Source organism: Anaerococcus sp. C0059F3, assembly GCF_056590475.1.
Genome location: NZ_JBWPWE010000005.1, coordinates 15,538 through 38,186, shown reverse-complemented (window position 1 = coordinate 38,186; position 22,649 = coordinate 15,538). Strand labels below are relative to the sequence as shown.

24 protein-coding genes are annotated in these 22,649 nt (G+C 38.0%); 2 read left to right on the top strand and 22 right to left on the bottom strand.

Annotation, left to right across the window (positions count from 1 at the left end):
- Positions 1 to 3 precede the first annotated feature (3 nt).
- The 22 genes from sdaAB to AC1EJ5_RS04210 all read right to left on the bottom strand — a co-directional run bounded on the left by sdaAB (position 4) and on the right by AC1EJ5_RS04210 (position 19,537).
- The gene (gene sdaAB, locus AC1EJ5_RS04315) at positions 4 to 663 is read right to left on the bottom strand and encodes an L-serine ammonia-lyase, iron-sulfur-dependent subunit beta (protein ID WP_209774468.1); all 660 of its coding nucleotides are present in this window, start codon (positions 661 to 663) and stop codon (positions 4 to 6) included.
- A 95-nt stretch (positions 664 to 758) separates the two neighbouring features.
- The gene (locus tag AC1EJ5_RS04310) at positions 759 to 1,970 is read right to left on the bottom strand and encodes a dicarboxylate/amino acid:cation symporter (protein ID WP_479814772.1); all 1,212 of its coding nucleotides are present in this window, start codon (positions 1,968 to 1,970) and stop codon (positions 759 to 761) included.
- Positions 1,971 to 2,403: 433 nt separating this feature from the next.
- Positions 2,404 to 2,844, bottom strand: a complete 441-nt coding sequence (locus AC1EJ5_RS04305) for a MaoC family dehydratase (protein ID WP_223418606.1) — start codon at positions 2,842 to 2,844, stop codon at positions 2,404 to 2,406.
- Positions 2,844 to 3,974 carry a haloacid dehalogenase-like hydrolase gene (locus tag AC1EJ5_RS04300; RefSeq protein ID WP_479814770.1) on the bottom strand — a complete coding sequence of 377 codons (1,131 nt, stop codon included), beginning with the start codon at positions 3,972 to 3,974 and terminating at the stop codon, positions 2,844 to 2,846. The genes AC1EJ5_RS04305 and AC1EJ5_RS04300 overlap by 1 nt, the downstream gene beginning before the upstream one ends.
- Positions 3,975 to 5,339 carry a class II fumarate hydratase gene (locus AC1EJ5_RS04295; RefSeq protein WP_479814768.1) on the bottom strand — a complete coding sequence of 455 codons (1,365 nt, stop codon included), beginning with the start codon at positions 5,337 to 5,339 and terminating at the stop codon, positions 3,975 to 3,977.
- On the bottom strand, positions 5,339 to 6,757 hold the full coding sequence (locus AC1EJ5_RS04290; protein WP_479814766.1) for an aspartate ammonia-lyase: 1,419 nt from the start codon (positions 6,755 to 6,757) through the stop codon (positions 5,339 to 5,341). The genes AC1EJ5_RS04295 and AC1EJ5_RS04290 overlap by 1 nt, the downstream gene beginning before the upstream one ends.
- A 140-nt stretch (positions 6,758 to 6,897) precedes the next feature.
- On the bottom strand, positions 6,898 to 8,028 hold the full coding sequence (locus AC1EJ5_RS04285) for a sortase (protein WP_223418596.1): 1,131 nt from the start codon (positions 8,026 to 8,028) through the stop codon (positions 6,898 to 6,900).
- Positions 8,029 to 8,204: 176 nt separating this feature from the next.
- Positions 8,205 to 9,335, bottom strand: coding sequence for an N-acetylglucosamine-6-phosphate deacetylase (nagA, locus tag AC1EJ5_RS04280; RefSeq protein WP_479814764.1), 1,131 nt, complete (start codon positions 9,333 to 9,335; stop codon positions 8,205 to 8,207).
- Between the two features lie 30 nt (positions 9,336 to 9,365).
- Entirely contained in the window at positions 9,366 to 9,563 is a 198-nt protein-coding gene (locus AC1EJ5_RS04275) for a hypothetical protein (RefSeq protein ID WP_479814762.1), read from the bottom strand.
- Between the two features lie 224 nt (positions 9,564 to 9,787).
- Entirely contained in the window at positions 9,788 to 10,075 is a 288-nt protein-coding gene (locus AC1EJ5_RS04270; protein WP_311486862.1) for an AraC family ligand binding domain-containing protein, read from the bottom strand.
- A gap of 37 nt (positions 10,076 to 10,112) precedes the next feature.
- Positions 10,113 to 10,685, bottom strand: a complete 573-nt coding sequence (locus AC1EJ5_RS04265; protein ID WP_479814760.1) for a uracil-DNA glycosylase family protein — start codon at positions 10,683 to 10,685, stop codon at positions 10,113 to 10,115.
- Positions 10,686 to 10,816: 131 nt separating this feature from the next.
- Positions 10,817 to 10,939: a hypothetical protein gene (locus tag AC1EJ5_RS04260; RefSeq protein WP_479814758.1), complete on the bottom strand. Its 123-nt coding sequence runs from the start codon at positions 10,937 to 10,939 to the stop codon at positions 10,817 to 10,819.
- Positions 10,932 to 11,072 carry a hypothetical protein gene (locus AC1EJ5_RS04255; protein ID WP_479814756.1) on the bottom strand — a complete coding sequence of 47 codons (141 nt, stop codon included), beginning with the start codon at positions 11,070 to 11,072 and terminating at the stop codon, positions 10,932 to 10,934. Before AC1EJ5_RS04255 ends, AC1EJ5_RS04260 begins: the two co-directional genes overlap by 8 nt.
- 132 nt (positions 11,073 to 11,204) lie before the next feature.
- Positions 11,205 to 12,188 carry a tagatose 1,6-diphosphate aldolase gene (locus AC1EJ5_RS04250; protein WP_479814755.1) on the bottom strand — a complete coding sequence of 328 codons (984 nt, stop codon included), beginning with the start codon at positions 12,186 to 12,188 and terminating at the stop codon, positions 11,205 to 11,207.
- Entirely contained in the window at positions 12,185 to 13,114 is a 930-nt protein-coding gene (locus AC1EJ5_RS04245; RefSeq protein ID WP_479814753.1) for a 1-phosphofructokinase family hexose kinase, read from the bottom strand. The genes AC1EJ5_RS04250 and AC1EJ5_RS04245 overlap by 4 nt, the downstream gene beginning before the upstream one ends.
- Positions 13,115 to 13,171: 57 nt before the next feature.
- Positions 13,172 to 13,921, bottom strand: coding sequence for a DeoR/GlpR family DNA-binding transcription regulator (locus AC1EJ5_RS04240; RefSeq protein WP_479814751.1), 750 nt, complete (start codon positions 13,919 to 13,921; stop codon positions 13,172 to 13,174).
- Between the two features lie 34 nt (positions 13,922 to 13,955).
- Complete coding sequence (gene lacG / locus AC1EJ5_RS04235) at positions 13,956 to 15,359, bottom strand: 6-phospho-beta-galactosidase (protein ID WP_308748575.1); 1,404 nt, start codon at positions 15,357 to 15,359, stop codon at positions 13,956 to 13,958.
- Entirely contained in the window at positions 15,359 to 17,086 is a 1,728-nt protein-coding gene (locus tag AC1EJ5_RS04230; RefSeq protein WP_308748574.1) for a lactose-specific PTS transporter subunit EIIC, read from the bottom strand. Before AC1EJ5_RS04230 ends, lacG begins: the two co-directional genes overlap by 1 nt.
- Positions 17,087 to 17,100: 14 nt before the next feature.
- Entirely contained in the window at positions 17,101 to 17,427 is a 327-nt protein-coding gene (locus tag AC1EJ5_RS04225; RefSeq protein ID WP_223418570.1) for a PTS lactose/cellobiose transporter subunit IIA, read from the bottom strand.
- 13 nt (positions 17,428 to 17,440) lie between these two features.
- On the bottom strand, positions 17,441 to 17,971 hold the full coding sequence (gene lacB, locus AC1EJ5_RS04220; protein ID WP_308748573.1) for a galactose-6-phosphate isomerase subunit LacB: 531 nt from the start codon (positions 17,969 to 17,971) through the stop codon (positions 17,441 to 17,443).
- A gap of 11 nt (positions 17,972 to 17,982) precedes the next feature.
- Positions 17,983 to 18,435, bottom strand: coding sequence for an RpiB/LacA/LacB family sugar-phosphate isomerase (locus AC1EJ5_RS04215; protein WP_223418565.1), 453 nt, complete (start codon positions 18,433 to 18,435; stop codon positions 17,983 to 17,985).
- 190 nt (positions 18,436 to 18,625) lie between these two features.
- Positions 18,626 to 19,537 (bottom strand): N-acetylglucosamine kinase, encoded by a 912-nt coding sequence (locus tag AC1EJ5_RS04210; RefSeq protein WP_479814748.1) that lies wholly within the window; start codon positions 19,535 to 19,537, stop codon positions 18,626 to 18,628.
- A gap of 463 nt (positions 19,538 to 20,000) precedes the next feature.
- On the opposite strand from AC1EJ5_RS04210, the gene AC1EJ5_RS04205 reads away from it, so the two are divergent.
- Both AC1EJ5_RS04205 and AC1EJ5_RS04200 read left to right on the top strand, forming a co-directional pair.
- Positions 20,001 to 21,083 (top strand): galactose ABC transporter substrate-binding protein, encoded by a 1,083-nt coding sequence (locus AC1EJ5_RS04205; protein WP_308748571.1) that lies wholly within the window; start codon positions 20,001 to 20,003, stop codon positions 21,081 to 21,083.
- Positions 21,084 to 21,145: 62 nt separating this feature from the next.
- Complete coding sequence (locus AC1EJ5_RS04200) at positions 21,146 to 22,642, top strand: sugar ABC transporter ATP-binding protein (protein ID WP_479814746.1); 1,497 nt, start codon at positions 21,146 to 21,148, stop codon at positions 22,640 to 22,642.
- Positions 22,643 to 22,649: the final 7 nt, after the last annotated feature.

Sequence of the window (22,649 nt, the reverse complement as noted above, 5' to 3'; positions counted from 1 at the left end):
ATCCTATCCTATATATTTCAAGAAGGTGAAGTCTTTGCCTTCCCTGATTTTTTCAAGGATGCCTTCTTTTAGTGGTTCGTCTAGCTCACAAACTAGCATTACATTATCGCCGTCTTTGATGGTTTTCATCATGTGGATGTTGTAGCCATATTCAAAGAGGATGCCTGATACATGGGCAATTACTCCCTTTTGTTCGCCATAGGCCATAAAGAGGGTTGGTTTGGTTGCCTTATATTCAATAGCATTGCCATTTATCTTTGTGATTACAATCGCTCCCCCACCTATAGATGAGCCTTGGACTTCAAGTGGAGTCCTATCTGAGTATTTAAAGACGATTCTAACTGTGTTTGGGTGGACATCTCCAAGGTCTGTTTCAAAAAATTCATATTTGATCCCAGCCTCGTCCGCATAGTCGAAGGAATTTATTATCCTGTCGTCGTCTGGTTCAAAACCCAATACCCCTCCTACAAGTGCCCTGTTTGTGCCGTGGCCTTTGTAGGTTTTGGCAAAGGAACCGTGGAGGTAAAAATCAACTTCGTTGAAGTTCCTATCTACCATCCTTCTTGCAATATTACCTATTTTACAAGCTCCAGCTGTATGTGAACTTGATGGGCCAACCATTATTGGTCCCATTATGTCAAATACTGAAGAATTTACTGCCATAATATCTCCTTTTCAAAATTATAAAGGGGCTGTTAACCCTATTAACTTATCATTAATACTTTGTTAACATCCCCTAATTTGCAAAAATTATACTTTTATTTAACTGGATCTGCTACCCAGTCTTTGTCGCCTAATATGTTTTTGTGGTAGAATTTATCTACTGCTACTGCTAGAGCTGTATCACCTGAGATGTTTGCAGCTGTACCAAATGAGTCTTGGGTTAGGTATAGGGAAATAGCAAGTGATGCCATTGCAGACTCTGGGCTAATACCTACGATTGGTAGGAATGGAAGAGCTGACATGATTGCGCCACCTGGTGCACCTGGTGCTGCTACCATTGCTACGCCTAGGATACCTATAAGTTGGATCATTAGGCCGTATGAGTGGTCCATGTTGTACATTGTTAGGATTGTGAAGACACAACCTGTAATTGTAATCATAGAACCTGGCATATGAACTGTAGCTCCTAGTGGAATTACAAAATCTCTGATTGGTTTAGATACACCGTTTGCCTCAGCACATTGTAAGTTTACTGGAATTGTAGCTGCTGAAGATTGGGTACCAACTGCTGTAAAGTAGCCTCTAAGCTCATTTTTAAGCATAGCAAATGGGTTTTTGCCTGTATATGAACCTGAAACTAGGAACATTATTGTAATGTAGATTAGGTGTAGGGCTATGATGCAGATAAATATCTTCCAGAATATTGAAAGTACTGCAAATACAGAGCCTGTGAAGGCCATCTTTGCGAAGTTACCCATGATAAAGAATGGAAGAACTGGAACTATTGCTACTGCTAATACTTGAGTAATAATTTGGTTAAATTCATCAACTGCACCGTAAAGGTATTGGCCAGAACCTTTCTTTCTTAACCATGAAATACAAATACCTAGCATAAATGCGAAGATAATACCACTTGTTACTGTGAAGAATGGTGCTATTTCTACGGTGAAATATGGGTCAAGTTTGATTTCATCTGCTGCTTGGATAGCGGCTACTTGTTCTTGGCTGATAAAGTTTGGGAATATAGCTCTTGACATAAAGTATGATGCAGAACCTGCAACAAGTGTTGAACAATAAGCTATAGCTACTGTAATACCAAGTAGTTTACCAGCACCTTCTCCAAGGTCTGCTATACCCTTAGTAACGAATGCTAAGATCATAAGTGGAATTATGAATCCTAAGAAGTTACCAAAGATAGATGAAAATGTCACAAAAATTCTTACTATTGATTCTGGTAAATATCTACCGATTAGGATACCAAGAAGAATACCTAGTAACATTCTTGGAATTAAACCAATTTTTTTCATTTTTCTCTCCTTGTTTTTTAATTTAATATGTAAACCTTTGCAATTTGGTAGAAAAAATTAATAGAAATGAAAATATTTTAGAATCTTAGCCCCAGACCCTAAAATAAAAAAATTTTATAAATTTGGTCATCTCTAAGAAAACCATTCTTTCTACCAGTTAAAATTATATATGATAAAAACCTTTATGTCAACACCTTTAAGAGGGTTTTTGTAATAATTTTTGAAAACCGAATTTTCCCAATATATCTAAAACGCCTTATTTTTCACTTTGTATGCCCTTACATTTTATATAATTTTAGAAAAATATTTTATTAAGAATTTTGGCTAATTAAATTATTAACAATCATTTACACACCTTTTCCTAGTTTTTTTATAAAACCTAGGTTGAGTTTTGTTTTTTCAAAAATTAAAAAATCTTTTAAATAATTCCTATTTAATTTTGCCTACAGCGGACCAATCCATAGGGACTGTATTCACTTACAAGGTCGCCTTGGGGATCAAAGGCCCTCATCATAAAAGTGACCTGGCCATTTTTACCTTCTTTCCAAATCTTTTTGTCAATAATTTCTACTTCTATAGTGTATTTTACATTGGCAAATACCGGCTTGTGCCACCTGGCATATGAGATTCCAATCCCTGCTATCATCCCTTCCTTGTCATTTTTTGTCTTTACCCACTGGCCCCAAAAAGCCATATTGGAAAAAGATCCTGGAGCTATAATTTGGCCAAAGGGAGATTTTTCGGCAGCTTTTTTATCGGTATGAATTGGTCTTGGGTCGTATTTTTCTCCGTAGTAAATTAACTCTTCTTCTGTAAAACTGATAGGCTCTATATCTTTATAGATCGTCCCTATTTCATAGTCTTCAAAATACATTAAATTGACCTTTCTTCTCTGATAAATTTCTTCCCATATTGGTCTCTGGCCTGGAGGATATAGGTCCTAGACCCTGCTAGGGCCTCGTCCTTTAGCTTATTAATCTCTCCATGCCTCTGTCTATCAATAATTATACCCAAATCAGTTTCCTTAAAATCAGTGAGCATGGCGTAGTCACCGTCGCTGTCGCCGCCAACTAGGATTGGCCCATAGTTAGTTTCATTTTGAATTAATTTTTTAATGGTTTCTGACTTGCCTGATTTTTGGGTAAGGGGATAAGAGTGGTCGAGTTCTGGGATGACTTTGCCTTCCTCATCCTTGGCAAGCCTTAGGCCAAGGACTTTTTCCCCATCAAATTTATAGGAATTTTTAGTAGCAAAAGCCCTTACTATGTCAATGAAGGATGCAGAAACGACGTACACATCAATACCCTCTCGCTCTAGAGTGTGGAAAAGATCGGCCATTTCTGGAATATCGCCCATGCCTACAAAATAAGAAACAGAAATCCTACCGGCTTGTGATTCTATTTCTGGAGATGTGAAAATCTCCCTTCTCGCCTCCTCTTTTTTTACAAATTTAAAAGCCTTATCACAAAATTCTTCAATTTCATTTTGCTTGTAATTTGTAAAAAGAAAGGTCATCCAGCAATAGGGATCTCTGGCATCTTTGTCATATTCAGCCGCCTTGTAGCGGAAGAACATCTTAGCCACAAATTCTTTATAGGCATTGGTTTCTTTGATAAGATCAAAAGGAACGTCGCCACCTAGCCTGTCGGAAGTTCCATAAAGTCTCTTATAGACATCGTAAATATCAGCTGAAATCTGGTCTATATTTACAGGATTTCCGTCAAGGTTTTTATAAAGGTCTTTAAAATCTCCCTTATCAACATTTTTCCTAATTATATGGTAAAGGTCCTCAGGATTTATTTTGAAAGCGAGTTGTGTCACCAAATAGAAAAATGCCGCCTCTTCCACATCTCCGATTATGGAAGTATTGTCCCAATCAAAGACTGCAAAGGGCTTTTTTTCTGGATTATAGGCCGGATTATCCCTGCCGTGGTCAGCAATTAACTTGTTTAAAAATTGAAAGGCTCTGTCATTCCAAGAGCCTTTTTTGATATATTCTTTCATTTACACCATCTTTTTTGGATCTACTATTTTTATAAATTCTTCATCTGTCACAAAGCCAAGCCTTTGGTTGGCTTCTCTGAGGCTTATCCCTTCTTTATGGGCAAATTTTGCCATCTGGCTTGCCTTATCATAGCCTATATGTGGGGAAAGGGCTGTCACAAGCATGAGGGATTTTTCAAGATTTTCTTGAATTTTCTCCTCATTTGCCACAAGGCCTTTAACTAGGTGGATATTAAAGGAATGAAGTCCTTTGTATAAGATTTTTACAGAATCCACCATCTTGTAAATTATTAGCGGCATATAGGCATTTAGCTCGAGTTGGCCAAGACCATTTGCCATGGTTATTGCCTGGTCATTTGCCATTACTTCAAGGCAAATAATAGCGAGCATCTCAACCTGGGTTGGGTTTACCTTGCCAGGCATGATTGATGAGCCTGGCTCATTTGACGGAATAATTAATTCGCCAATGCCTGTCCTTGGACCTGATGATAAAAATCTTATGTCTTCAGCGATTTTTAATAGGTCTGAGGCAAGGATTTTGATTGCACCGTGGGCCTTAGCCATGCCATGCTTGCTTGATAATTGGAGGAACTTGTTTGAATCAGCCTTTAAATCTAGGCCTGTAAGTTCTGATAAGACTTCAGCCATTTTCACATCATAACCTTGCTTGGTATTTAGGCCTGTGCCCACAGCTGTGCCGCCAATCGCCAAAAATTCCAAGGCCTTGGCGGATTCTCTAATATAGTCCCCGTCCCTTTTTATAAGGTCCCCATAAGTTCTAATTTCATCTGAGAGCTTAAGAGGAGTTGCGTCTTGGAGGTGGGTCCTGCCAGTTTTTATGATTCCCTCAAAGTCCTCTGCTCTTTTGTAAAATTCATCAGCTAGAGCATCAACTTCTGGAAGTAAGTTTTCATTTATCATCTTTAGGCTTGTAAGGTGGATAGCTGTTGGAAATGAGTCATTTGTTGACTGACTCATATTGACGTGATCGTTTGGGTGGATTAGGTCTTGACCCAAAATTTGGTTTGCCAAATGAGCTATAACCTCATTTACATTCATATTTGTCTGAGTGCCTGACCCTGTTTGATAAACTGTAAGTGGAAATTGGTCCTCATAGCCACCTGCCAAAACCTTGTCACAAGCTTCAACAATGGCATCTTTATAGACATCATCAAGTTTGCCCTGGCTATTATTTACTATTGCCGCTGCCTTTTTAACAATAACCATGGATTTGATTTGCTCAAGGGGCATGATTGCCACTCCTTGTGGGAAATTTTCGTAAGACCTCTGGGTTTGAGCTCCCCAGACCTTGTCATTTGCGACCTTGATTTCCCCCATGGAATCTTTTTCTATCCTAAAATTCATTAGTGTGTCTCCATGTGTTCTTCATCTAAGATGCCAGGTTTGGTCATCTTTCTATAGTCTAAAATCTTATCAACCTCAGCACTTGTCATGAGGCCTTTTTCTAGAATTATCTCCCTAATTGGCCTAGACTCCTTCATTGATTGTTTGGCGATAGCTGAAGCCATATCATAACCAATGTGTGGGGCAAAGGCGGTGATGATTCCTACAGAATTTTCTACCTTGGCCCTTAGTTTTTCCTTGTTGGCTGTGATGCCTTCTATGCAATTAAGAGTGAGTGTGTGAATTGCTCCCCTAAGGCTTGTTATTGACTGGATTAGAGCGTAGAAAATTATAGGTTCAAAGGCGTTTAACTCTAATTGACCAGCCTCAACTGCCATGGTTACTGTTAGGTCATTGCCTACAACCAAAAAGGCAACCTGGTTTACAACTTCTGGTATTACTGGGTTTACCTTGCCTGGCATGATTGAAGATCCTGCCTGTTTGGCTGGTAGGTTGAAGTCTGAAATACCTGTTGTCGGACCAGAAGATAGGAGTCTTAGGTCATTTGCCACCTTTGAAAGGCTGGCTGCAAAAGTTTTTAAAACTGAAGAAGTGAATAAAAATCCATCTAGGTTTTGGGTGGAGTCTATCAAATCTTCTGCTTGTTTTAAATCGAGACCTGTGATTTCCCTTAGGACCTTGTCGATATTTTCAACAAAATCATCGTCAGCGTTAAGGCCAGTTCCCACAGCTGTGCCGCCTAGGTTGATTGAAGAAAGCTCTTCGATGGCCTTTTTAAACCTCAAAAGTCCCCTTTCCACAACCCTAGAATAGGCCTTAAATTCTTGGCCAAGGGTGATTGGAACAGCATCTTGAAGCTGGGTGCGGCCCATTTTTACATAGTCGTCAAAGTATTCTGCCTTTTTATCAAGGGCTACGATTAGTTTTTCTGTATCTTCCGCAAGGTCTTTTATATAGCGAATTATAGCGATTTTGCCAGCTGTCGGTATAACGTCGTTGGTGGATTGGCCGAGGTTTACGTGGTCGTTTGGGTGGATATGTTCGTAGTGACCAAGAGTCCCGCCGAGGGCCACATTTGCAATATTTGCAATAACTTCGTTGGCATTCATATTAAAAGAAGTTCCTGCTCCACCTTGGATAGGGTCAACGATAAAGTCTCCTATATATGAGCCTGCCAAAACCTCATCACAAGCGGCAACAATAGCTTTGCTTTTCTTATCTGAAAGAATGCCAACCTTGTTATTTTGAATGGCACAAGCCTTTTTGATTTCAACAATAGCCCTAATAAAATATGGGTCCATAGCCTTGCCCGTAATTTTGAAATTTTCGTAGGCCCTATAGGCATTTGCTCCATAATAAGCGTCTTTTGGAATCCTAAGGTCTCCTAAAGAATCTCTTTCAATCCTATAATCTGTCATCTCTATCTCCTTTTGCTTTACTTAAATTTAAAATGCTTTATAAGCTTATTATAAACCAAGCAAACGGTTTTTCCAAATAAATATACAGGACCTATAAATGATTTTTTAAAAAAAAAGAGTCCCAAGGACTCTTTAGAATATTATTTTCTTTTTTTACTTGCAAAGAGAGCTGTTGAACTTGCTCCTAGAGTTAGGATAGCTGCTATTGAAGATGCCACGCCTGTTTTTGCGTTTTTGGCTGCAGCTTTAGCTCCTACTTTAGCTTCTTCTTTTTTATCTTTCTTTGTAGCTTCGCTTGTTGAGTCTGCCTTCTTAACTTCCTTAGCTTTTTTGCTTGAAAGTTTTTCTTCTTTTTTCTCGCTTGCCTTTTCTGTAGCTCCGCTCTTTTGATCTACTTTTTCAGCCTTTGCTGGCTTAGCTGATGATTTTTCGTTTTTGACATAGACTATATCACCATTTTCAAAATATGTTCCATCAGCAAATTTAACTAGAGCTACAGGTTTGATGAATTTCGCATCTGCAGGTAGTTTGGTGATTTCTATTTCATAGCCATCTTCTACTTCCCTTATTATGTAATCATCTTGAGGGAGTTCTTGTTTTTTGTATTTTGGTGTTGCAGCTGATACTCCATCAAGCTTCATTGCCTGATAATCAGCTTCTGTAACATAGTTTAATTTTATAAATTTATTTTTGCTTTCTCCAGATTTTTTTAGGCCCTTAAAGCTTGATTTGATCTTGATTTTATTATCCCTAAGTCCTACATAGGCTTTATTGTTGTGAGGATTCTTATTTGTCCTCTCACCCACTACTTCAAAATTTACCAAGGCCTTATGGGTGTAGTCTCTAAATAAACCTTGTTTCTTGCCATCTACTTTCTTAAAAGGAATCTTTTCCATTTCTTCAAGCTTAGCTTGGTCTATAGATTCATCAGCTAAAAGCTCTTTTGCCCTTGCTATGGCCTTTTTGATATCTTCCTTGGTTTGTCCTTCGTAGGCTATAGCTGGATTATCAACAGATTCTTCATCCATTGAGTCTAAATATTTTTTAAGTTCTTCCTTAGCCTTAGCAACTTTTTCCTCAAAAGCCTTTGTTTCATCATCCTGTGTGGCTTCGTCACTAAGTGATATAGGATTTTCAACATCCTTCTCTTCACTCATAGTTTCTTGCTTAGGCATCTCTTCCATTACCTGGCTGGCATCTACTCTTCCAGGCACTATATTAATCGCCAATAATAAGGCTAGAGCTAAGCTTACTTTATGTTTTACTTTCATAATTCCTCCAAATTTATATAATAATTATCCTAAGCTATTTAAAGCTTATTGTTAGTTAGTTATTTATTTAATTAACCCTTATAATTATAATAAAAATTCAAAAGATTGTCAATAACGATTATCATTATCCTACATAAAAAAGCTCCTCATTTCTGAGAAGCTTTAAATATTTTATATTATTTGCTATAAACTAATTTGCCATTTAAAAATGTTTTTTCTAGGTTCATATCATAATCAAGAACTATAAAGTCAGCAGAGTAGCCTTCCTTAAGCTTGCCACAAACATCATCTATGCCAACAGACTTGGCTGGCACAAGGCTTGCCATTTGAATGGCTTCAAAAATATCAGCAATTTCCCAATCAATCACGTTTTTAACAGCTTCCTTTAATTTAAGGATGGAACCTGCAAGAGAGCCGCCATCCTTAAGCCTAGCTGTGCCGCCCTCAACCCTAACAGGGAAATCTCCTAGCATATAGTCCCCATCAGCCATGCCGCCAGCGCTCATACAATCAGTGATTAGGGCAATCTTATCCCTACCTTTAGCGTTCATTAGGATATTTGCAGCATTTGGATTTACATGGTGGCCGTCACAAATTAGCTCTGAAATAGCATCTGTAGACATAGCAGCGCCAACCATGCCAGGTTCTCTGTGATGAAGACCGCTCATGCCGTTGTAGGTGTGGACAAAAATATTTGCCCCAGCATCAACAGCAGCCACAGCTTGGTCAAAGCTTGCATCTGAATGGCCAAGAGCAACTCTAACGCCCATGGCATTGGCCTTTTTAATAAAGTCCTCTGCACCTTCCCTTTCAGGAGCGATGGCGATTTTATTTACCAAACCATCTGAAAGTTCAATCCATTCCTTTAAATAGTCAATCTTTGGATCTGACATGTAGGCTGGGTTTTGGGCGCCCTTGTATTTCTCAGTGAAAAATGGTCCTTCAAGGAAAACTCCCCTTACCTTGGCCCCTTCTACATCCTTGTATTCTTGTCCAACTCTTTTAAGAGCTGCATCTGTCTTTTCCTTAGAATCTGTAAGGGTAGTTGGTAAAAAGCTAGTAACTCCACACTCCAAAAGTCCCTTAGAAATCACATTTAAGGCCCCTTCTTCGGCATTCATAATATCCTTGCCGTGGTAACCATGGATGTGGGTATCGACAAGACCAGGAGCCACAATCTCTCCCAAATACTCATAGTCGCCCGGTTCATTTTTGGAAAATCCAACAATGACCCCGTCTTCGACTTCCATATAATAATCTTCAAGCATAGCGTCTTCTAAAACAAAATAATCAGCCTTGTAAAACATAAATCCTCCTTTTAATATATAGTAGCATGTCTAACTAATCTTGTTTGCATCAATAGCAAATAAACTTGTCCACGTTTCCTTTTTAAAGATTTTGCTAAGGCTTACAACCAAAACTATAGCCGCCAACAGTCTAATCAGCAGGTTGTTTCTAGTAGCCAAAGCATTAGAGGCAATAACAATAAGGGCAATATGGTATATGATTATGATAATTTTCTTAAATCTCTCCATAAATCCTCCCTAGTTTTTAATAAACCTTATATTAAATTAATACCCTTTTTTAGTGGTAATTACCATTAATTTTTAAAAAAATTTTACCTATTCATTGCTTGGTAAAATTAACCATCTTTAATTTTGTAAATAAACATGAAAGCAAAAAAGAGACGAGTCAATGGCCCCTCTCTTTATACCTAATAAGCTAAAATTATATAATTATTAACCTAAAGTCTCAACATCTATATCCTAGCCTTAATAACCATCAAATCACTGTCTTCAAGGGCCTCTAGGGCGTGCATTTCATCAGGATCCATAGTAATTATGTCCCCTGGGACAATTATCTCTTTCCCATTTTCTCCAGTGAAATTTACTTTTCCCTTGTAAATTACAACTACTACATTTTTATCTGACTTATGGCTTGGAACCTCCTCGCCTTTTTTTATCTGTAAATGTGTTATCTGCAAGTTTTCTTCGTCTACCAAATGTTCAAATTTACCTTCTAAAATATTTGCGCTGATTTTTTTCATTATATCTTCCTTTCTATAATATCAATTTTATCTCGTATTATAAAATTTCTCCAACAATTTCTTTCAATTTTGGCAAAACTTCTTTCTCAAAAAATTTATTCTTTGCCATCCATCTGTTATTCAAGGGGCTTGGATGAACTAGGGGAAAATATTCTGGCAGAAAGTCTTCATAGGATTTTACAGTTTCGGTTAAGTTTTTCTTAAATTTATCCTTAAAATAAAACTTTTGGGCATAGGCCCCTATCAAAATTCTTAGCCTAACATTCTTTAATTCATCTAATAATAAGGGATGGTATTCTTTTGCAATAAAAGATCTAGGTGCCTTATCGCCTGATTTTCCCTTGCCGGGATAATAAAAATCCATTGGAATTATAGAAAAATCTTCACTATGGAGGGCATCTTCCGATATACCAAGCCATTTGACGAGATTTTCCCCACTCTTGTCATTGAATAAAATACCAGTTTCTTCAACCCTTTTCCCAGGAGCTTGTCCAATTATCAAAATTTTAGAATTTCTATTAAATTGAAAAATCGGACCAATTCCCCTGTCTGTATATGCTTTATTTCTAGGATCCGCCTTTAATTTTTCTATTACTTCCTTTTCTTCCATAATTTTTTTCTTTCTCTTCTTGTATTCGAATGATTTTATAACTTATACTTTCTTAGCTTTGGCCATATTTTTAACTAATACTTGCCAATAAATATATACCCGTTTTCTTGAAATTATCCTTGTTTTCCTAATTAAAGTTTATCAATCTTATCATTTATTGATTTTAATAATCTCTTCACCCTTACTATTCCAACTACTAGAATCATCCCCCAAGCCAATGACAAAAATATGTATAAAATTTCTTCCCTAGTCATTTTTATCTCCTAGTTTTTGATCAAGTTTTTTATCAAGCTTGGTCAAGGAAAAATACAAGATATTGACAGGAATTGATAGAAGGAAAAGGCCCTGGGATAGGTCTCTTAGGATGTCTTCTAGGTTATTAAACATATAGGTGTCTCCTTATAGGTTCATTTATTATTTCTGCTTGTCTTTATCATAATACCTTTTTTGTTTTTTATTTTATAGATTAATCTAAATTTTACTAAAAAAAGCCCTGGTTTCCCAGAGCTTTTCGCTTTATTATTCTTCTATCTTATCAAATACAGAATGAGCTGTTTGTTTTAATACTTCGTTTAGGGTTTGGATGTTTTCCTTGCCTGCTGTTTCTAGCCATTTTTTAGCTTCTGCTTGGTCTTTGCCGAAGATTTCTACTGAGTCTTTCCATGTTGCTCTTCCACATAAAACTCCGTTGAAGTTTGCTTCTGCTTCTTTGGCAAGTTTTAGTGTTTCTTGGAAGAGGCTTGCTGTGATTCCTCCTGATAGGAAGATGTATGGGAGGTCAGTTGATAGAGATTGTTCTTTGAAGTGTTTGATTGCTTCTTCTCTAGTGTAAACCGCTTCTTCTTTGCCTAGTCCTTCTACAAAGTTCATGTTTGTTGGTGTTTCTACCTTTAATACGTCTACTTTGTATCTTGGGTTTGAGAATTCTTTCATGGCGGTGTTTACTTTGTGTGGTCTTACTTTTGCGTATTCAGCGTTCTTTTCTGAGTCCATGTTTCTGTCATAGGTGATGATTTCTAGGAAGTGTGGGAGGCCTAGTCCTTCACATTCGTAGCCTACTCTTTCTACCCATGCTTTTTTGATGTTGTTGGTTTTTTCTTCGTCGTCGCAGTCGTAGTATAGGAGGGTTTTTATTGCGTTTGCTCCCATTTCTTTAGCTCTTAATACGCTCATGAAGTCGATTAGACGTGGTAGTCTTCCTTCGTCGTATTCGTCATAGCCTGTTTGTTCATATGATAGGATGAGGCCTGCGTTTGCATCTTTGGCTTTGATTCCCTTTTCTCCATAGATTGGGTCTAGGAGGATTGATGATGCGTATGGAGTTAGTTCTTTTGATACTAATTCCTTGTAGCTTCCTATGCCTTCTACGTTGTTTAGGCTTGGGTTTGCTTTTTCCATCATTTTTTCCATAGAGCCTCTTTGGTCTATGGCTAGGGCTGCTATGGCTCCGTCTTCATTTACTAATTTTTTTAGGTTCGCTAATTTTTCTTGCGATATTTTCATTTTATCTCCTCTACTTGAATTTTTTCAAAATACTCGTCAAACTTTTCTATTTCTATGTGGGCTATTTCTTCTGTTAAAACATTTAAAAGTCCACATGTCATTGATGTTTTGATCACTTCTTCAGTTTTTTTATCCTTGGAAATGGCAAAGATTGCTCCTGCAAGAGATGAGTCACCACTGCCAACAGGATTTACTGCGGTAACCCTTGGCACGCTTGCCTTAAAGATCCTATCTCCCGCCTTAACAACTGCTCCCTCTGATCCGAGAGATACAATTACGTATTCTATCTCGCTTAGAGGAGATTTTTTTAGGGCGTCTTTGATATTGTCTTTGGTGATTTCTTCGCCCAACAAATCTGCCACTTCAGTTTCGTTTGGCTTGATTAAATCTGGTTTTATTTTAGCATTTACGACATCTTTTAAGGTCTGTCCAGATGTATCGACAGCAACAAAGATGCCATGCTTTTTTGCGTAGGCTATGATTTCTTCATAAAAACTTGAATCAAGACCCTTTGGTAGGGACCCTGACATAGAAATTACAGAGCAACCTGCGCTTATATCGTCGAGTTTCCTTATAAATTCTTCTCTTTCGGCCTGGCTAATAGTTGGACCTGCCTCAAGGATTTCTGTCTGTTTTCCCTCGTGAAGGATTGCAAGACAATTTCTAGTTGGCTCTTTTATCTTAATGAATTTTGATTTTTGACCTCTTTGTTCGAGACCTTCCTCTATAAATTCACCAAGCTTGCCTCCGACAAAACCTGAGTGGACAACATCTGCACCCAAATCATGAAGGACATAACCAACATGGATACCCTTACCTCCTGCGTGTTTGATAACCTTATCAGTCCTTATGACACCGTCTATATTAAGCTTATCAAGCTGGTAGGACATATCTACAGAAGGATTCGCTGTAATAGTTAATATCATTTTTTCTCCTTTATATATTAAATGGTCACTACCATTATTATAAGGCTTTTTTTAATTTTATCTAATTATTTCCGTATATTTTTCAATCTCACTGGATTGGTCCGGACTTATTTTAGAATCTGTAATAAATCTTGCATCTTCTATATTATAAAAATGATACAAGTCTTCATAGCCAAGCTTGGAGGAGTCTGCTACCAAGTACCTATCAAAGGAATTATCCAAAATCATCTTCTGCAAAATTCCTTCTTCTGGGCTGTAGGTGTAGGCCTTGCCTTTATTAATACCGTTTACACCAATAAAGGCCTGGTTAAACCTCATCTTTGCAACAAGATCAAGGCTTAGGGGACCAACAAAGGCCCCTGTCACCCTCCTAAATTCCCCTCCAATTAGCTTAATATTCACATTATCAAGAAAGACTAACTTCCTAAAAAGGTAGAGTGAATTGGTGAAAATATTGAGTTTCTTTTCTCCAATAAATTCGCTAACATATTCTATGGTTGACCCTGCACCTAGGAAAATATTTTGGTCAGGAGCCATGATTTCATTGATTTTCTTGGCGATTTCTATCTTTAGGTCCTTGTTTTGGAGGAGTTTTTCTTCGTTTGAAAACTCTCTGGACCTTGCTTTTTCAACCTTGCTCGCCCCGCCGTGGATTCTGACAAGGAGGTTTTTATCCTCAAGCTCCTTAAGATCGCGCCTTATAGTCATATCTGTCACATCAAGAAGGTCTGTCATTTGAGAAACCTGGATAATGTCATTTTCTTTTAGCTTATCTAGAATTATTTTTTGTCTTTCTTCTTTTAACATTTGCTTTTCCATTCCTCGAAGCTTTTGTTAAGTCTTATTTAAGCTCCTTAGTTTCTGCGAGGTCCTTGTACCAATAAGCAGATTTCTTTGGAAATCTCTCTTGGGTGTCGAAATCTACATAGAAAAGGCCATACCTCTTCTCATAGCCATTTGACCAAGAGAATACATCCATGAGTGACCATAGGAAGTATCCCTTTACAACAGCCCCGTCATCTATGGCATCGCAAATTGCCTCAAAGTGTTGTTTGATATAGTCAATTCTTGCATCGTCATAGACAGTATTATCTTCAAATTTATCCTTATAGCCTAGGCCGTTTTCTGTGATATAGATTTTTTTGTAGTTTGGATAATCTCTTTTTACCCTCATAATCTGATCATAGAGGCCTTTTGGATAGATCATCCAATCCCAATCGGTCCTTGGCACGTCTACATCAAACCTTCTTTGGCCAACTCCATTGATTTGGTAAACTGAACCACCCTTGTCGCCTTTGCCGTTGTGGGTGATTTTTGTTTCCCCATCAAAGTGGGCCATCCAATCGCTCATGTAGTAGTTAATACCCAAAAAGTCGTTTAGGTCCTTAGCCTTTGTTAGGATTTCAATATCTTCATCCCTAATATCAAGGCTTCCTCCGTTTACTTCAAGAATGTGTTTTACACCTTCCATGGTTTTTTCAGAATATTTTCCAAGATAAGTTGCATCTAGGATAAACTTATTGTGGATTATATCTTCAAGTTCTGCCGCCCTCACATCCCTCTCATCTGTCGGATCAAATGGATATTTGGTTGGAAGAGCGTGTACAATTCCGATTTCCCCATCATAGCCACCTTCCTTGTAGGCAAGGATGGCCTTGGCGTGGGCTAACATCATATTGTGGTGGGATTGGAAAACTTTGGCCAAGTCGTATTGGATACCTGGTGGGAATTTCCCTACCAAGTATTGACCATCGCCTATCGGTCCTATTTCGTTAAAGGTTGTCCAGAAATTTACTTCCTTAAATTCTTCAAAACAGAATTTGGCATAGTCTACAAAGTGTTCGATATTTTCCCTATTTAAGAAGTCCCCATTTGAGTGAAGGGCTTCTGGTGTATCGAAATGGTGGAGGGTTACAAATGGCTCCACCCCTCTTTTGTGACATTCTTCAAAGACCCTATGGTAGAAGTCAACACCTTTTGGGTTGACTTCTCCAAAGCCTTGTGGGAATATCCTAGACCAGGCTATAGAAATTCTGATTCCATTAACACCGAATTCCTCAGCAAGTTTTAGGTCTACTGGATATTTGTGATAAAAATCGCTAGCTGGCTCTGCAGTATACCAGTAATTTTCCTCAAGATACTTATCCCAGGCTACCGGTCCCTTGCCATCGGTTTTTGTCGCACCTTCACATTGGTAGGCAGCTGTTGCGCCGCCAAATATAAAATCATTAGGTAATTTTCTCATTATTTCATACTTTCTTTTACAAAATCAAGTGAAGCTTGTCCATCCCTAGAAAGTCCGATGTATTGAACTCCCTGGGTCTTAACCAACTTGATTCCAAGTGGGTCTGTTTCTTGTTTCATATCGTCATAGTTTGAAGCAACTTGTGGGGCAAGGATTACAAGGTCAAAGTCTGGCAAAATATCCCTGTGAGCGCCATAGCTGTCTGCTACTGCTGTGACTTTGGCTCCATATTCTTCTGCCGCTTCGTTAAGAGCGTTGGCAAGAAGTCCGCTTGTGCCGCCGCCTGCGCATAGTACGAGGACATTTATTGGTTTATCATCATCCCCATCTGCCTTTAAGGCGTCTTTTTCTGCTGGTGTTTCTTCTTTTTTATTTTCCGCTAAAATCTTATCAGCTTTTTCTGTATTGAAATTAGCCTTTACTTTTTCTTGCAATTCGCTTGAACCATCAGTCTTTCCAGATCTTTCTTCTTCTAGGATTTCTTCATCATAAACCTTAAAGAATGGATAGTAGATTAGAGTATCAACTATTATCAGAACAAAGATTAGAATTATTGCCTTAACTTGGAAGTTAAGTCCTAATAGCATTCCTAGTGGAGCTGGTGTTGTCCAAGGTAGGTTGGCTGTAAAGCTGTTCATGCCTAGTGTGTCAACAAAGAACTTAAAGATCCATACGTTTACAATTGGAGCTAAGATAAATGGCACAAAGAAAACTGGGTTTAGTACAATTGGTGCACCAAATAGGATTGGTTCGTTTACACCAAAGAAGGTTGGCACTACTGATGCCCTTCCTACCACCTTATTTCTCTTTGATTTCGCAAGAAGCATAAATATAAATGGCACTACAAGGGTTGCACCAGTACCACCCATTGTTACTATGAACATTTGTGTACCGGCTGTAATTACCTTATCAGCGTGTTGGCCTGCTTGCATTAGGCTTAGGTTTATTTCTGCGTTTGAATATAAAACTGCTGCTATAGCTGGTTCTACAATTGATGGTCCGTGGATACCGATAAACCAGAAAAATGCATAAGCACCAAAGATAAATGTTAAACCAAGATAACCATCTGCAGCTTGGAAAAGTGGAGCAAGTCCCAAACTAATTGACTCAGCCACACTATTTCCTGTCATATTTCTTACTATAATATCAACTCCATAAAGAAGTACTATGGCAAGTGAAAATGGAATTAAATCTGTAAATACCCTAGAAATGTTTGGTGGCACTTCTTTTGGCATCTTTATTGTAACTTCATTTATCATACAAACTTTGTAAATGTTTACTGTTATAAAAGCTGCGATAAAGGCTGTAATAAGGCCCTTTGTACCCATAAATCCACTTAGGAATCCGCCTTCTGCTGCAGGATCTGCTGAAAGGATTAAAAATCCAATCATAGCCGCAAGCATGGTAGACATGAAGTTTATTTGTTTTCTCCTATCCATTGTCCTATTTACCATATCGGTAAAGGATTTGGCTGTTGTACCGGCTACTAAGAAACCAAGGATACCCATAGAGTAATTGTAAGGTTTCATAAGCATTTCTACAGTCTTATCACTCCAAACTATACCAAAGGCGTTTGGCACAAAAGCAATAAGAATGAAAATACTTGAGAATAATACCACTGGCATACCAGCGATAAATCCATCTCTAATAGATCTTAGATATATATTTCTTGATAATTTTTCAAAGAAAGGTTTAAACTTTTCTATTCTTTCTACTAATTTATTCATCACTTACCTCTTTTTTATTTTTTGTAAATCTCGCAAATGTCGTAGACAATATCCTTAAGAAGCATTGTTGTCATTAGGTGGTCTTGGGCGTGAATCATGATAAATCCGATTTCAAGATCTTTTCCCTGGGCCTCTAGGGCTAGCATTTCTGTTTGCTTAGCGTGGGCTATGTTTAGGTTTTCTTGAGCATCTCTTACAAGGCCGTCAATTTTGTCAAATTCACCTTTTTTTGCACATTTGATTGCTTCTAATAGTGAGCTTCTAGCATCTCCAGCATAGGCTACGATTTCAAAACCAATCATACCAATTTCTTGTCTTGTTAAATTCTTTTCGCTTGTCATTTTTTACTCCTAATTAATCGTGATATTCGCCTCTGTCCCATTTTTCAATAAATTCTGTGAAAAATTCTGGGTTTGCAACTTGTTTTTCTTTATCCTCTTTATAGGATTCTTCGATTGCCATTATCTTTTCGATTATTTTTTCCCTTTCAGGGCTTTCCTCGTATTGAGTTTCTAGGAATCCATCTACGATTTCAAGAGCCAAGTCTTTTCCAACAATCATTCCGCCAAAGCCTATTACATTGGCATTTAATTCTCTTTTGGCTGCTCTTGCTGTTTCTACATCCCTTACTAGGGCACATCTGGTTCCAAAAGCCTTGTTTACAGCTGTTGTTATTCCAACTCCTGTACCGCAAAGCACTACTCCTAGGTCACATTCACCGCTGCCTACAAGTTCGCCGACTCTTTTGCCGTAGATTGGGTAGTGGGTTCTGGTGTTATCGTAGCATCCTACGTCGTAAACTTCGTGGCCTAGACTCTTAAGATGGTCTGATACCTGCATCTTAAGACTTGTTACAATATGATCGCATCCTAAAGCTATTTTCATAAAAGACCTCCTTAAAGCATTTTGTTTAGCATATCAATTCTTATTTGGTGACGGCCACCGTCATAACCGTGAGATAAGAATGATCTTAAGCATGATTTGGCAAGTTCTTCACCTACTATGGCTGAGCCCATAACTAGGATTCTTGCACCGTTGTGTCTTTTTGTCATGAGGGCTGATCTTTCTTCGCTAACTTCTGCGGCAATCATTCCCTTGTGTTTTGAACAAGCCATATAAGAACCTGCTCCGTACTTATCGATAACCACGCCTACTGATTGGTCATCAGAGCCTGATGTGAGCATGCCATCTACTTCAAGTAGCTTTTGGCATACGGCCTTGGAGCTATCAACTAGGTCAAAACCTTCTTCTGTGAGGTCTTCATAGTCGTAGCCAAGTCTCTTTACTTCTTCAACTAGGGCATCTTTTAGCCCTTTACCATCCATATCAGATGCTAGAAATACTTTCATACTGCCTCCTTATATTTTTTTACGCACAGCTTTCCAAACAAGAAATCTAAGCCAATTTCAAATGGTTTTTCTTTTTATTCTCAACACTTAATTGAAATTGATGTTTGTTTGTGTTTTCTTTTTATCGTTTTTGTTCACTTTCAATATACAAGCTTATAATTTTTTGTCAACACCTTAATTGCAATATTTGCTAATTTTCTTTAGAAAACTTCTTAGCAAGGATTAGAGCGCCTTGGGTTGGGTCTGCAAAAGGCTTTACTAATTCAATGTTTGGGTCTAAATATTGTTCGATTTTTCCTATCAAAGCTTGACCCAGGTTAAATACTCCACCTGAATAAGATGCTAGGACTTTTCCTTCAAAGTCTAGCTGTTTTGCCAAGGTATTTATGGTTAAGGCTGCCTCGTATCCAGCTTTGTCTATTAATTCTAGGGCACACTCGTCTTTGTTTTCCAAGAGTTTTCCTAAAATTTTGCTCACTGCCGCTAGCTCATCCCTGGTCATGCCTTCTGCCATTGGTATTATTTCAAAATCATCGTCGATTTTTAATTCTTCTTTGATTAGGTCATAGAGCGTGGTTTTTGGGATTCTTCCGTCACTTTGTTTGGTGAAATAATTTATAAGTCTAAGACCGAGGTAGTATCCACTTGATTCATCGCTTATTAGTGGACCCCAACCACCACATCTTAGAGAATTGCCCTTATCATCAAGTCCAAAGCCTATTGATCCTGTGCCTAAGATTAAGTTTATACCTGGTTTAGCATTTAAGGATCCTGCCCAAGCATTTAGGCAGTCGTTGCCGACTTTGAAATTACCTGTCCCTAAAATTTCCCTTAGGCTCTCATCAATAAAGGCCTCGTCTTCTGGATATTGGCCATAGCCTGGAACTGATACAAAAGTGTAAGCAATGTCCTTATTTGTGATCCCCGCTTCTTTTGTAAGGACTTCTACAGCATTTTTAATTCTCTTTTTAAACTCGTCTCTAGATATTTGGCTTAAGTGGATTGTGCCTTCCTTGTGGAGAAATGTTTTTCCGTCTTTTTCTAGGATAAAGGCTGTTTTTGTGCCTCCTCCATCTACTCCTAAATAAATTTCTTTACTCATCTTGCCTCCTTGTGTTCTTTTGTGTTCGTTTTTGTTTGGCTCAAGTATATACCCATATAACTTTCTTGTCAATAAAACTTTTTTTATTTCTATTTAAATAATAAATACCCAAAAATTAAGAATTTAAGAGATTTTTTATATCTTATTTTCGATTTCTGGAAAAAGTTTTTTTATAAAATTTTATCCCACAATATTTTTTGAGTTCCCTTTTGGTTTTCTTAATTATTTGCCTTAATCTAGCCCTTCGTCCTGCATTTTATATATCTTTTTATCATTGATTTTTACCTAATTTTCTAAAAAAATCCTGTTTGTTATTGTCAGAAAGTGTTGACAGAAATTTAGAAATAGGTTATATTTAAATTACGATAGCAAATAAAAAACGTTTTGCTAAATCGGGACGATTCCTAAAAACAATCATATTAGAATAAGGAAATCGTTATTATAATATTCACAGGAGGGAATTATGAATATTAGAAAATTTGCAAGCTTAGCATTGGTGATGGCTTTATCACTTGGTATTACTAGCTGTGGTTCAAACAAACCAGCTGAAGAAGGCAAGGAAGAAGCTAAAGTAGAAGAAAAAGCTGAAGAAGGCAAAGAAGAAGCTAAAACAGACGGTAAAGTTAAGAAAATAGCCGTACTTCTTTACAATGGTTCTGATACCTATATCGCTTCTGTTCGTCAACAACTAGAAAAACTTGACGCAGAAGACGACTCTATAGAACTTGTTTTCCAAGATGGACAAAACAACCAAGGTACACAAACAGACCAACTTAACAACGTTATAGCTCAAGGCGTTGATGGTATCCTTCTTAATATCGTAGATATTTCTGCAGCTCCAACAGCTATGGAAACTATCAAAGCAAGCGGCATTCCAACAGCATTCTTTAACAGAGATATGACTGAATCTATGACAGAAGAAGACCTAAAAGAATTCTTATTCATCGGTACAGATGCTCCAGAAGCTGGTAAAATGCAAGGTCAAATCCTAACAGATCTTTGGAAAAAAGGCGACATGGATAGAAACGGCAACGGAGTTCTTGACTATGTAATGCTTAACGGTGGTCTTGATAACCCAGAAGCTCAAGCAAGAACAGAATATTCTGTAAAAACTCTTGAAGAAAACGGCATCAAAGTAAACGAAGTTGCATTCCAAGATGCTAAATGGGATACAGATAAGGCTAAAACAGCTATGGATACATGGCTACAAACTAACCAAGACAATATCGATGCAGTTATCGCCAACAACGACGGTATGGCAATCGGTGCTATCTCAGCCCTACAAGCAGTTGGTATGAACACTGGTTCTTCTGAAGACAACATGGTAGTTGTAGGTGTAGATGCTACAGACCTTGCTGTTGCAGAAATCGACAAAGGAACAATGTCTGGTACTGTAAAACAAGACGCTGAAGGTATGGCAAAAGCTCTTATCGTAACTATGAAAAACAAACTAGGAAATGGCGACTTTATTGACGGTACAGAATACAAGCTTGGAGCAGATAAAAAATCAATCAGAATTGATTATCAAATCTACACAGGTAAATAGTAGTTTATTATTCAGAGGCATTGGTTTTTTCCTTGCCTCTGAATTATTATAGAGAGGAAGATATGAGTAATTTATTAGAAATGAGAAAAATTACCAAAACCTTCCCAGGTGTCAAGGCCCTAGACGAGGTAGACTTCTCCCTAGAGAGAGGCACCGTCCATGCCTTGATGGGAGAAAATGGTGCTGGTAAATCTACCCTCATGAAGTGCCTCTTTGGCATATATACTCCGGATTCTGGTGAAATCTATATAGACGGCAAAAAGGTCTCCTACAAGGACCCAAAAGACGCCCTAGATAGTGGAGTTGCCATGGTTCACCAAGAATTAAACCAAGTATCTATGAGATCTGTCGCTGAAAATATCATGCTTGGCAGGTTTCCAAACAAATACGGAATCATAGACCACAAAAAAATGAACCAGGAAACCCAAGACCTCTTTGACAGGCTTGGCCTAAACTTTGACCCAAAAAAGATAATCGGCAAGTATTCAGTTGCAGAAAGACAGCTTATTGAAATAGCAAAAGCTGTTTCCTATGACGCCAAAATCCTAGTTTTAGACGAGCCAACCAGTTCTCTAACAGAATCTGAAGTTGACAAATTATTTGAAATTATAAACAAACTTAGGAAACAAGGCGTAGGAATAATCTACATCTCCCACAAGATGGAAGAAATTCTTTCTATTTCTGACTTTGTAACAGTCATGCGTGATGGTAAATTCATCGATTGTAAACCAGCAAGTGAACTTAGCAAGGACGAAATAATCAAACTAATGGTTGGTAGAAAGATTGACGCTACAAGCCTAAAGACTGACGAATATATCCAAGATGAGGTCATGCTCGAAGTTAAAAACCTTTCAGGCAAATATAAACCAACCGTCACAGACATAAGTTTCACCCTTCAAAAAGGGGAAATCCTCGGCGTGGCAGGCTTGGTTGGATCTAGAAGAACAGAACTTGTTGAAACTATCTTTGGCCTAAGACAGAAGGAATCTGGTCAAATTTTCATTCACGGCAAGGAAGTCCAAAATAAGGACCCAATCGAAGCTATCAAAAACGGCTTTGCCCTTGTTACAGAAGAAAGAAGGGCCACAGGCATCTTTCCTTATGCGGCAATCAGGCTAAACGCAACCATAGCCAACATCAAAAAATATTCAAAACATTCTATAGTAAGCGATAAGGCCTTAAAGGAAGACACCGACAAGGTCATAGAGTCAATGGAAGTTAAAACTCCAAGCCAATCAACCAAGATTATGAACCTTTCAGGTGGCAACCAACAGAAGGTAATCATTGGCCGCTGGCTTCTAACTGACCCAGACGTCCTCCTATTAGATGAGCCAACCCGTGGTATAGATGTTGGGGCCAAATACGAAATCTATAAGCTAATAGGCGATTTGGCCAAGGAAGGCAAATCAGTAATCTTTATCTCATCAGAAATGGCAGAACTTCAAATGGTCTGCAACCGAATTATGGTTATGAGTAATGGTAGACTTGCTGGCATAGAGAAAAACGACGAAAACTTGACCCAAGAAAAGATAATGGCTTTACAGGCTAAGTATGTATAGGTGATAA

What these genes read in the sequence shown, in the direction of transcription:
- sdaAB (WP_209774468.1), bottom strand. Translation starts at nt 663, where the DNA reads ATGGCAGTAAATTCTTCAGTATTTGACATAATGGGACCAATAATGGTT.
- AC1EJ5_RS04310 (WP_479814772.1), bottom strand. Translation starts at nt 1,970, where the DNA reads ATGAAAAAAATTGGTTTAATTCCAAGAATGTTACTAGGTATTCTTCTT.
- AC1EJ5_RS04305 (WP_223418606.1), bottom strand. Translation starts at nt 2,844, where the DNA reads ATGTATTTTGAAGACTATGAAATAGGGACGATCTATAAAGATATAGAG.
- AC1EJ5_RS04300 (WP_479814770.1), bottom strand. Translation starts at nt 3,974, where the DNA reads ATGAAAGAATATATCAAAAAAGGCTCTTGGAATGACAGAGCCTTTCAA.
- AC1EJ5_RS04295 (WP_479814768.1), bottom strand. Translation starts at nt 5,339, where the DNA reads ATGAATTTTAGGATAGAAAAAGATTCCATGGGGGAAATCAAGGTCGCA.
- AC1EJ5_RS04290 (WP_479814766.1), bottom strand. Translation starts at nt 6,757, where the DNA reads ATGACAGATTATAGGATTGAAAGAGATTCTTTAGGAGACCTTAGGATT.
- AC1EJ5_RS04285 (WP_223418596.1), bottom strand. Translation starts at nt 8,028, where the DNA reads ATGAAAGTAAAACATAAAGTAAGCTTAGCTCTAGCCTTATTATTGGCG.
- nagA (WP_479814764.1), bottom strand. Translation starts at nt 9,335, where the DNA reads ATGTTTTACAAGGCTGATTATTTTGTTTTAGAAGACGCTATGCTTGAA.
- AC1EJ5_RS04275 (WP_479814762.1), bottom strand. Translation starts at nt 9,563, where the DNA reads ATGGAGAGATTTAAGAAAATTATCATAATCATATACCATATTGCCCTT.
- AC1EJ5_RS04270 (WP_311486862.1), bottom strand. Translation starts at nt 10,075, where the DNA reads ATGAAAAAAATCAGCGCAAATATTTTAGAAGGTAAATTTGAACATTTG.
- AC1EJ5_RS04265 (WP_479814760.1), bottom strand. Translation starts at nt 10,685, where the DNA reads ATGGAAGAAAAGGAAGTAATAGAAAAATTAAAGGCGGATCCTAGAAAT.
- AC1EJ5_RS04260 (WP_479814758.1), bottom strand. Translation starts at nt 10,939, where the DNA reads ATGACTAGGGAAGAAATTTTATACATATTTTTGTCATTGGCTTGGGGG.
- AC1EJ5_RS04255 (WP_479814756.1), bottom strand. Translation starts at nt 11,072, where the DNA reads ATGTTTAATAACCTAGAAGACATCCTAAGAGACCTATCCCAGGGCCTT.
- AC1EJ5_RS04250 (WP_479814755.1), bottom strand. Translation starts at nt 12,188, where the DNA reads ATGAAAATATCGCAAGAAAAATTAGCGAACCTAAAAAAATTAGTAAAT.
- AC1EJ5_RS04245 (WP_479814753.1), bottom strand. Translation starts at nt 13,114, where the DNA reads ATGATATTAACTATTACAGCGAATCCTTCTGTAGATATGTCCTACCAG.
- AC1EJ5_RS04240 (WP_479814751.1), bottom strand. Translation starts at nt 13,921, where the DNA reads ATGTTAAAAGAAGAAAGACAAAAAATAATTCTAGATAAGCTAAAAGAA.
- lacG (WP_308748575.1), bottom strand. Translation starts at nt 15,359, where the DNA reads ATGAGAAAATTACCTAATGATTTTATATTTGGCGGCGCAACAGCTGCC.
- AC1EJ5_RS04230 (WP_308748574.1), bottom strand. Translation starts at nt 17,086, where the DNA reads ATGAATAAATTAGTAGAAAGAATAGAAAAGTTTAAACCTTTCTTTGAA.
- AC1EJ5_RS04225 (WP_223418570.1), bottom strand. Translation starts at nt 17,427, where the DNA reads ATGACAAGCGAAAAGAATTTAACAAGACAAGAAATTGGTATGATTGGT.
- lacB (WP_308748573.1), bottom strand. Translation starts at nt 17,971, where the DNA reads ATGAAAATAGCTTTAGGATGCGATCATATTGTAACAAGTCTTAAGATG.
- AC1EJ5_RS04215 (WP_223418565.1), bottom strand. Translation starts at nt 18,435, where the DNA reads ATGAAAGTATTTCTAGCATCTGATATGGATGGTAAAGGGCTAAAAGAT.
- AC1EJ5_RS04210 (WP_479814748.1), bottom strand. Translation starts at nt 19,537, where the DNA reads ATGAGTAAAGAAATTTATTTAGGAGTAGATGGAGGAGGCACAAAAACA.
- AC1EJ5_RS04205 (WP_308748571.1), top strand. Translation starts at nt 20,001, where the DNA reads ATGAATATTAGAAAATTTGCAAGCTTAGCATTGGTGATGGCTTTATCA.
- AC1EJ5_RS04200 (WP_479814746.1), top strand. Translation starts at nt 21,146, where the DNA reads ATGAGTAATTTATTAGAAATGAGAAAAATTACCAAAACCTTCCCAGGT.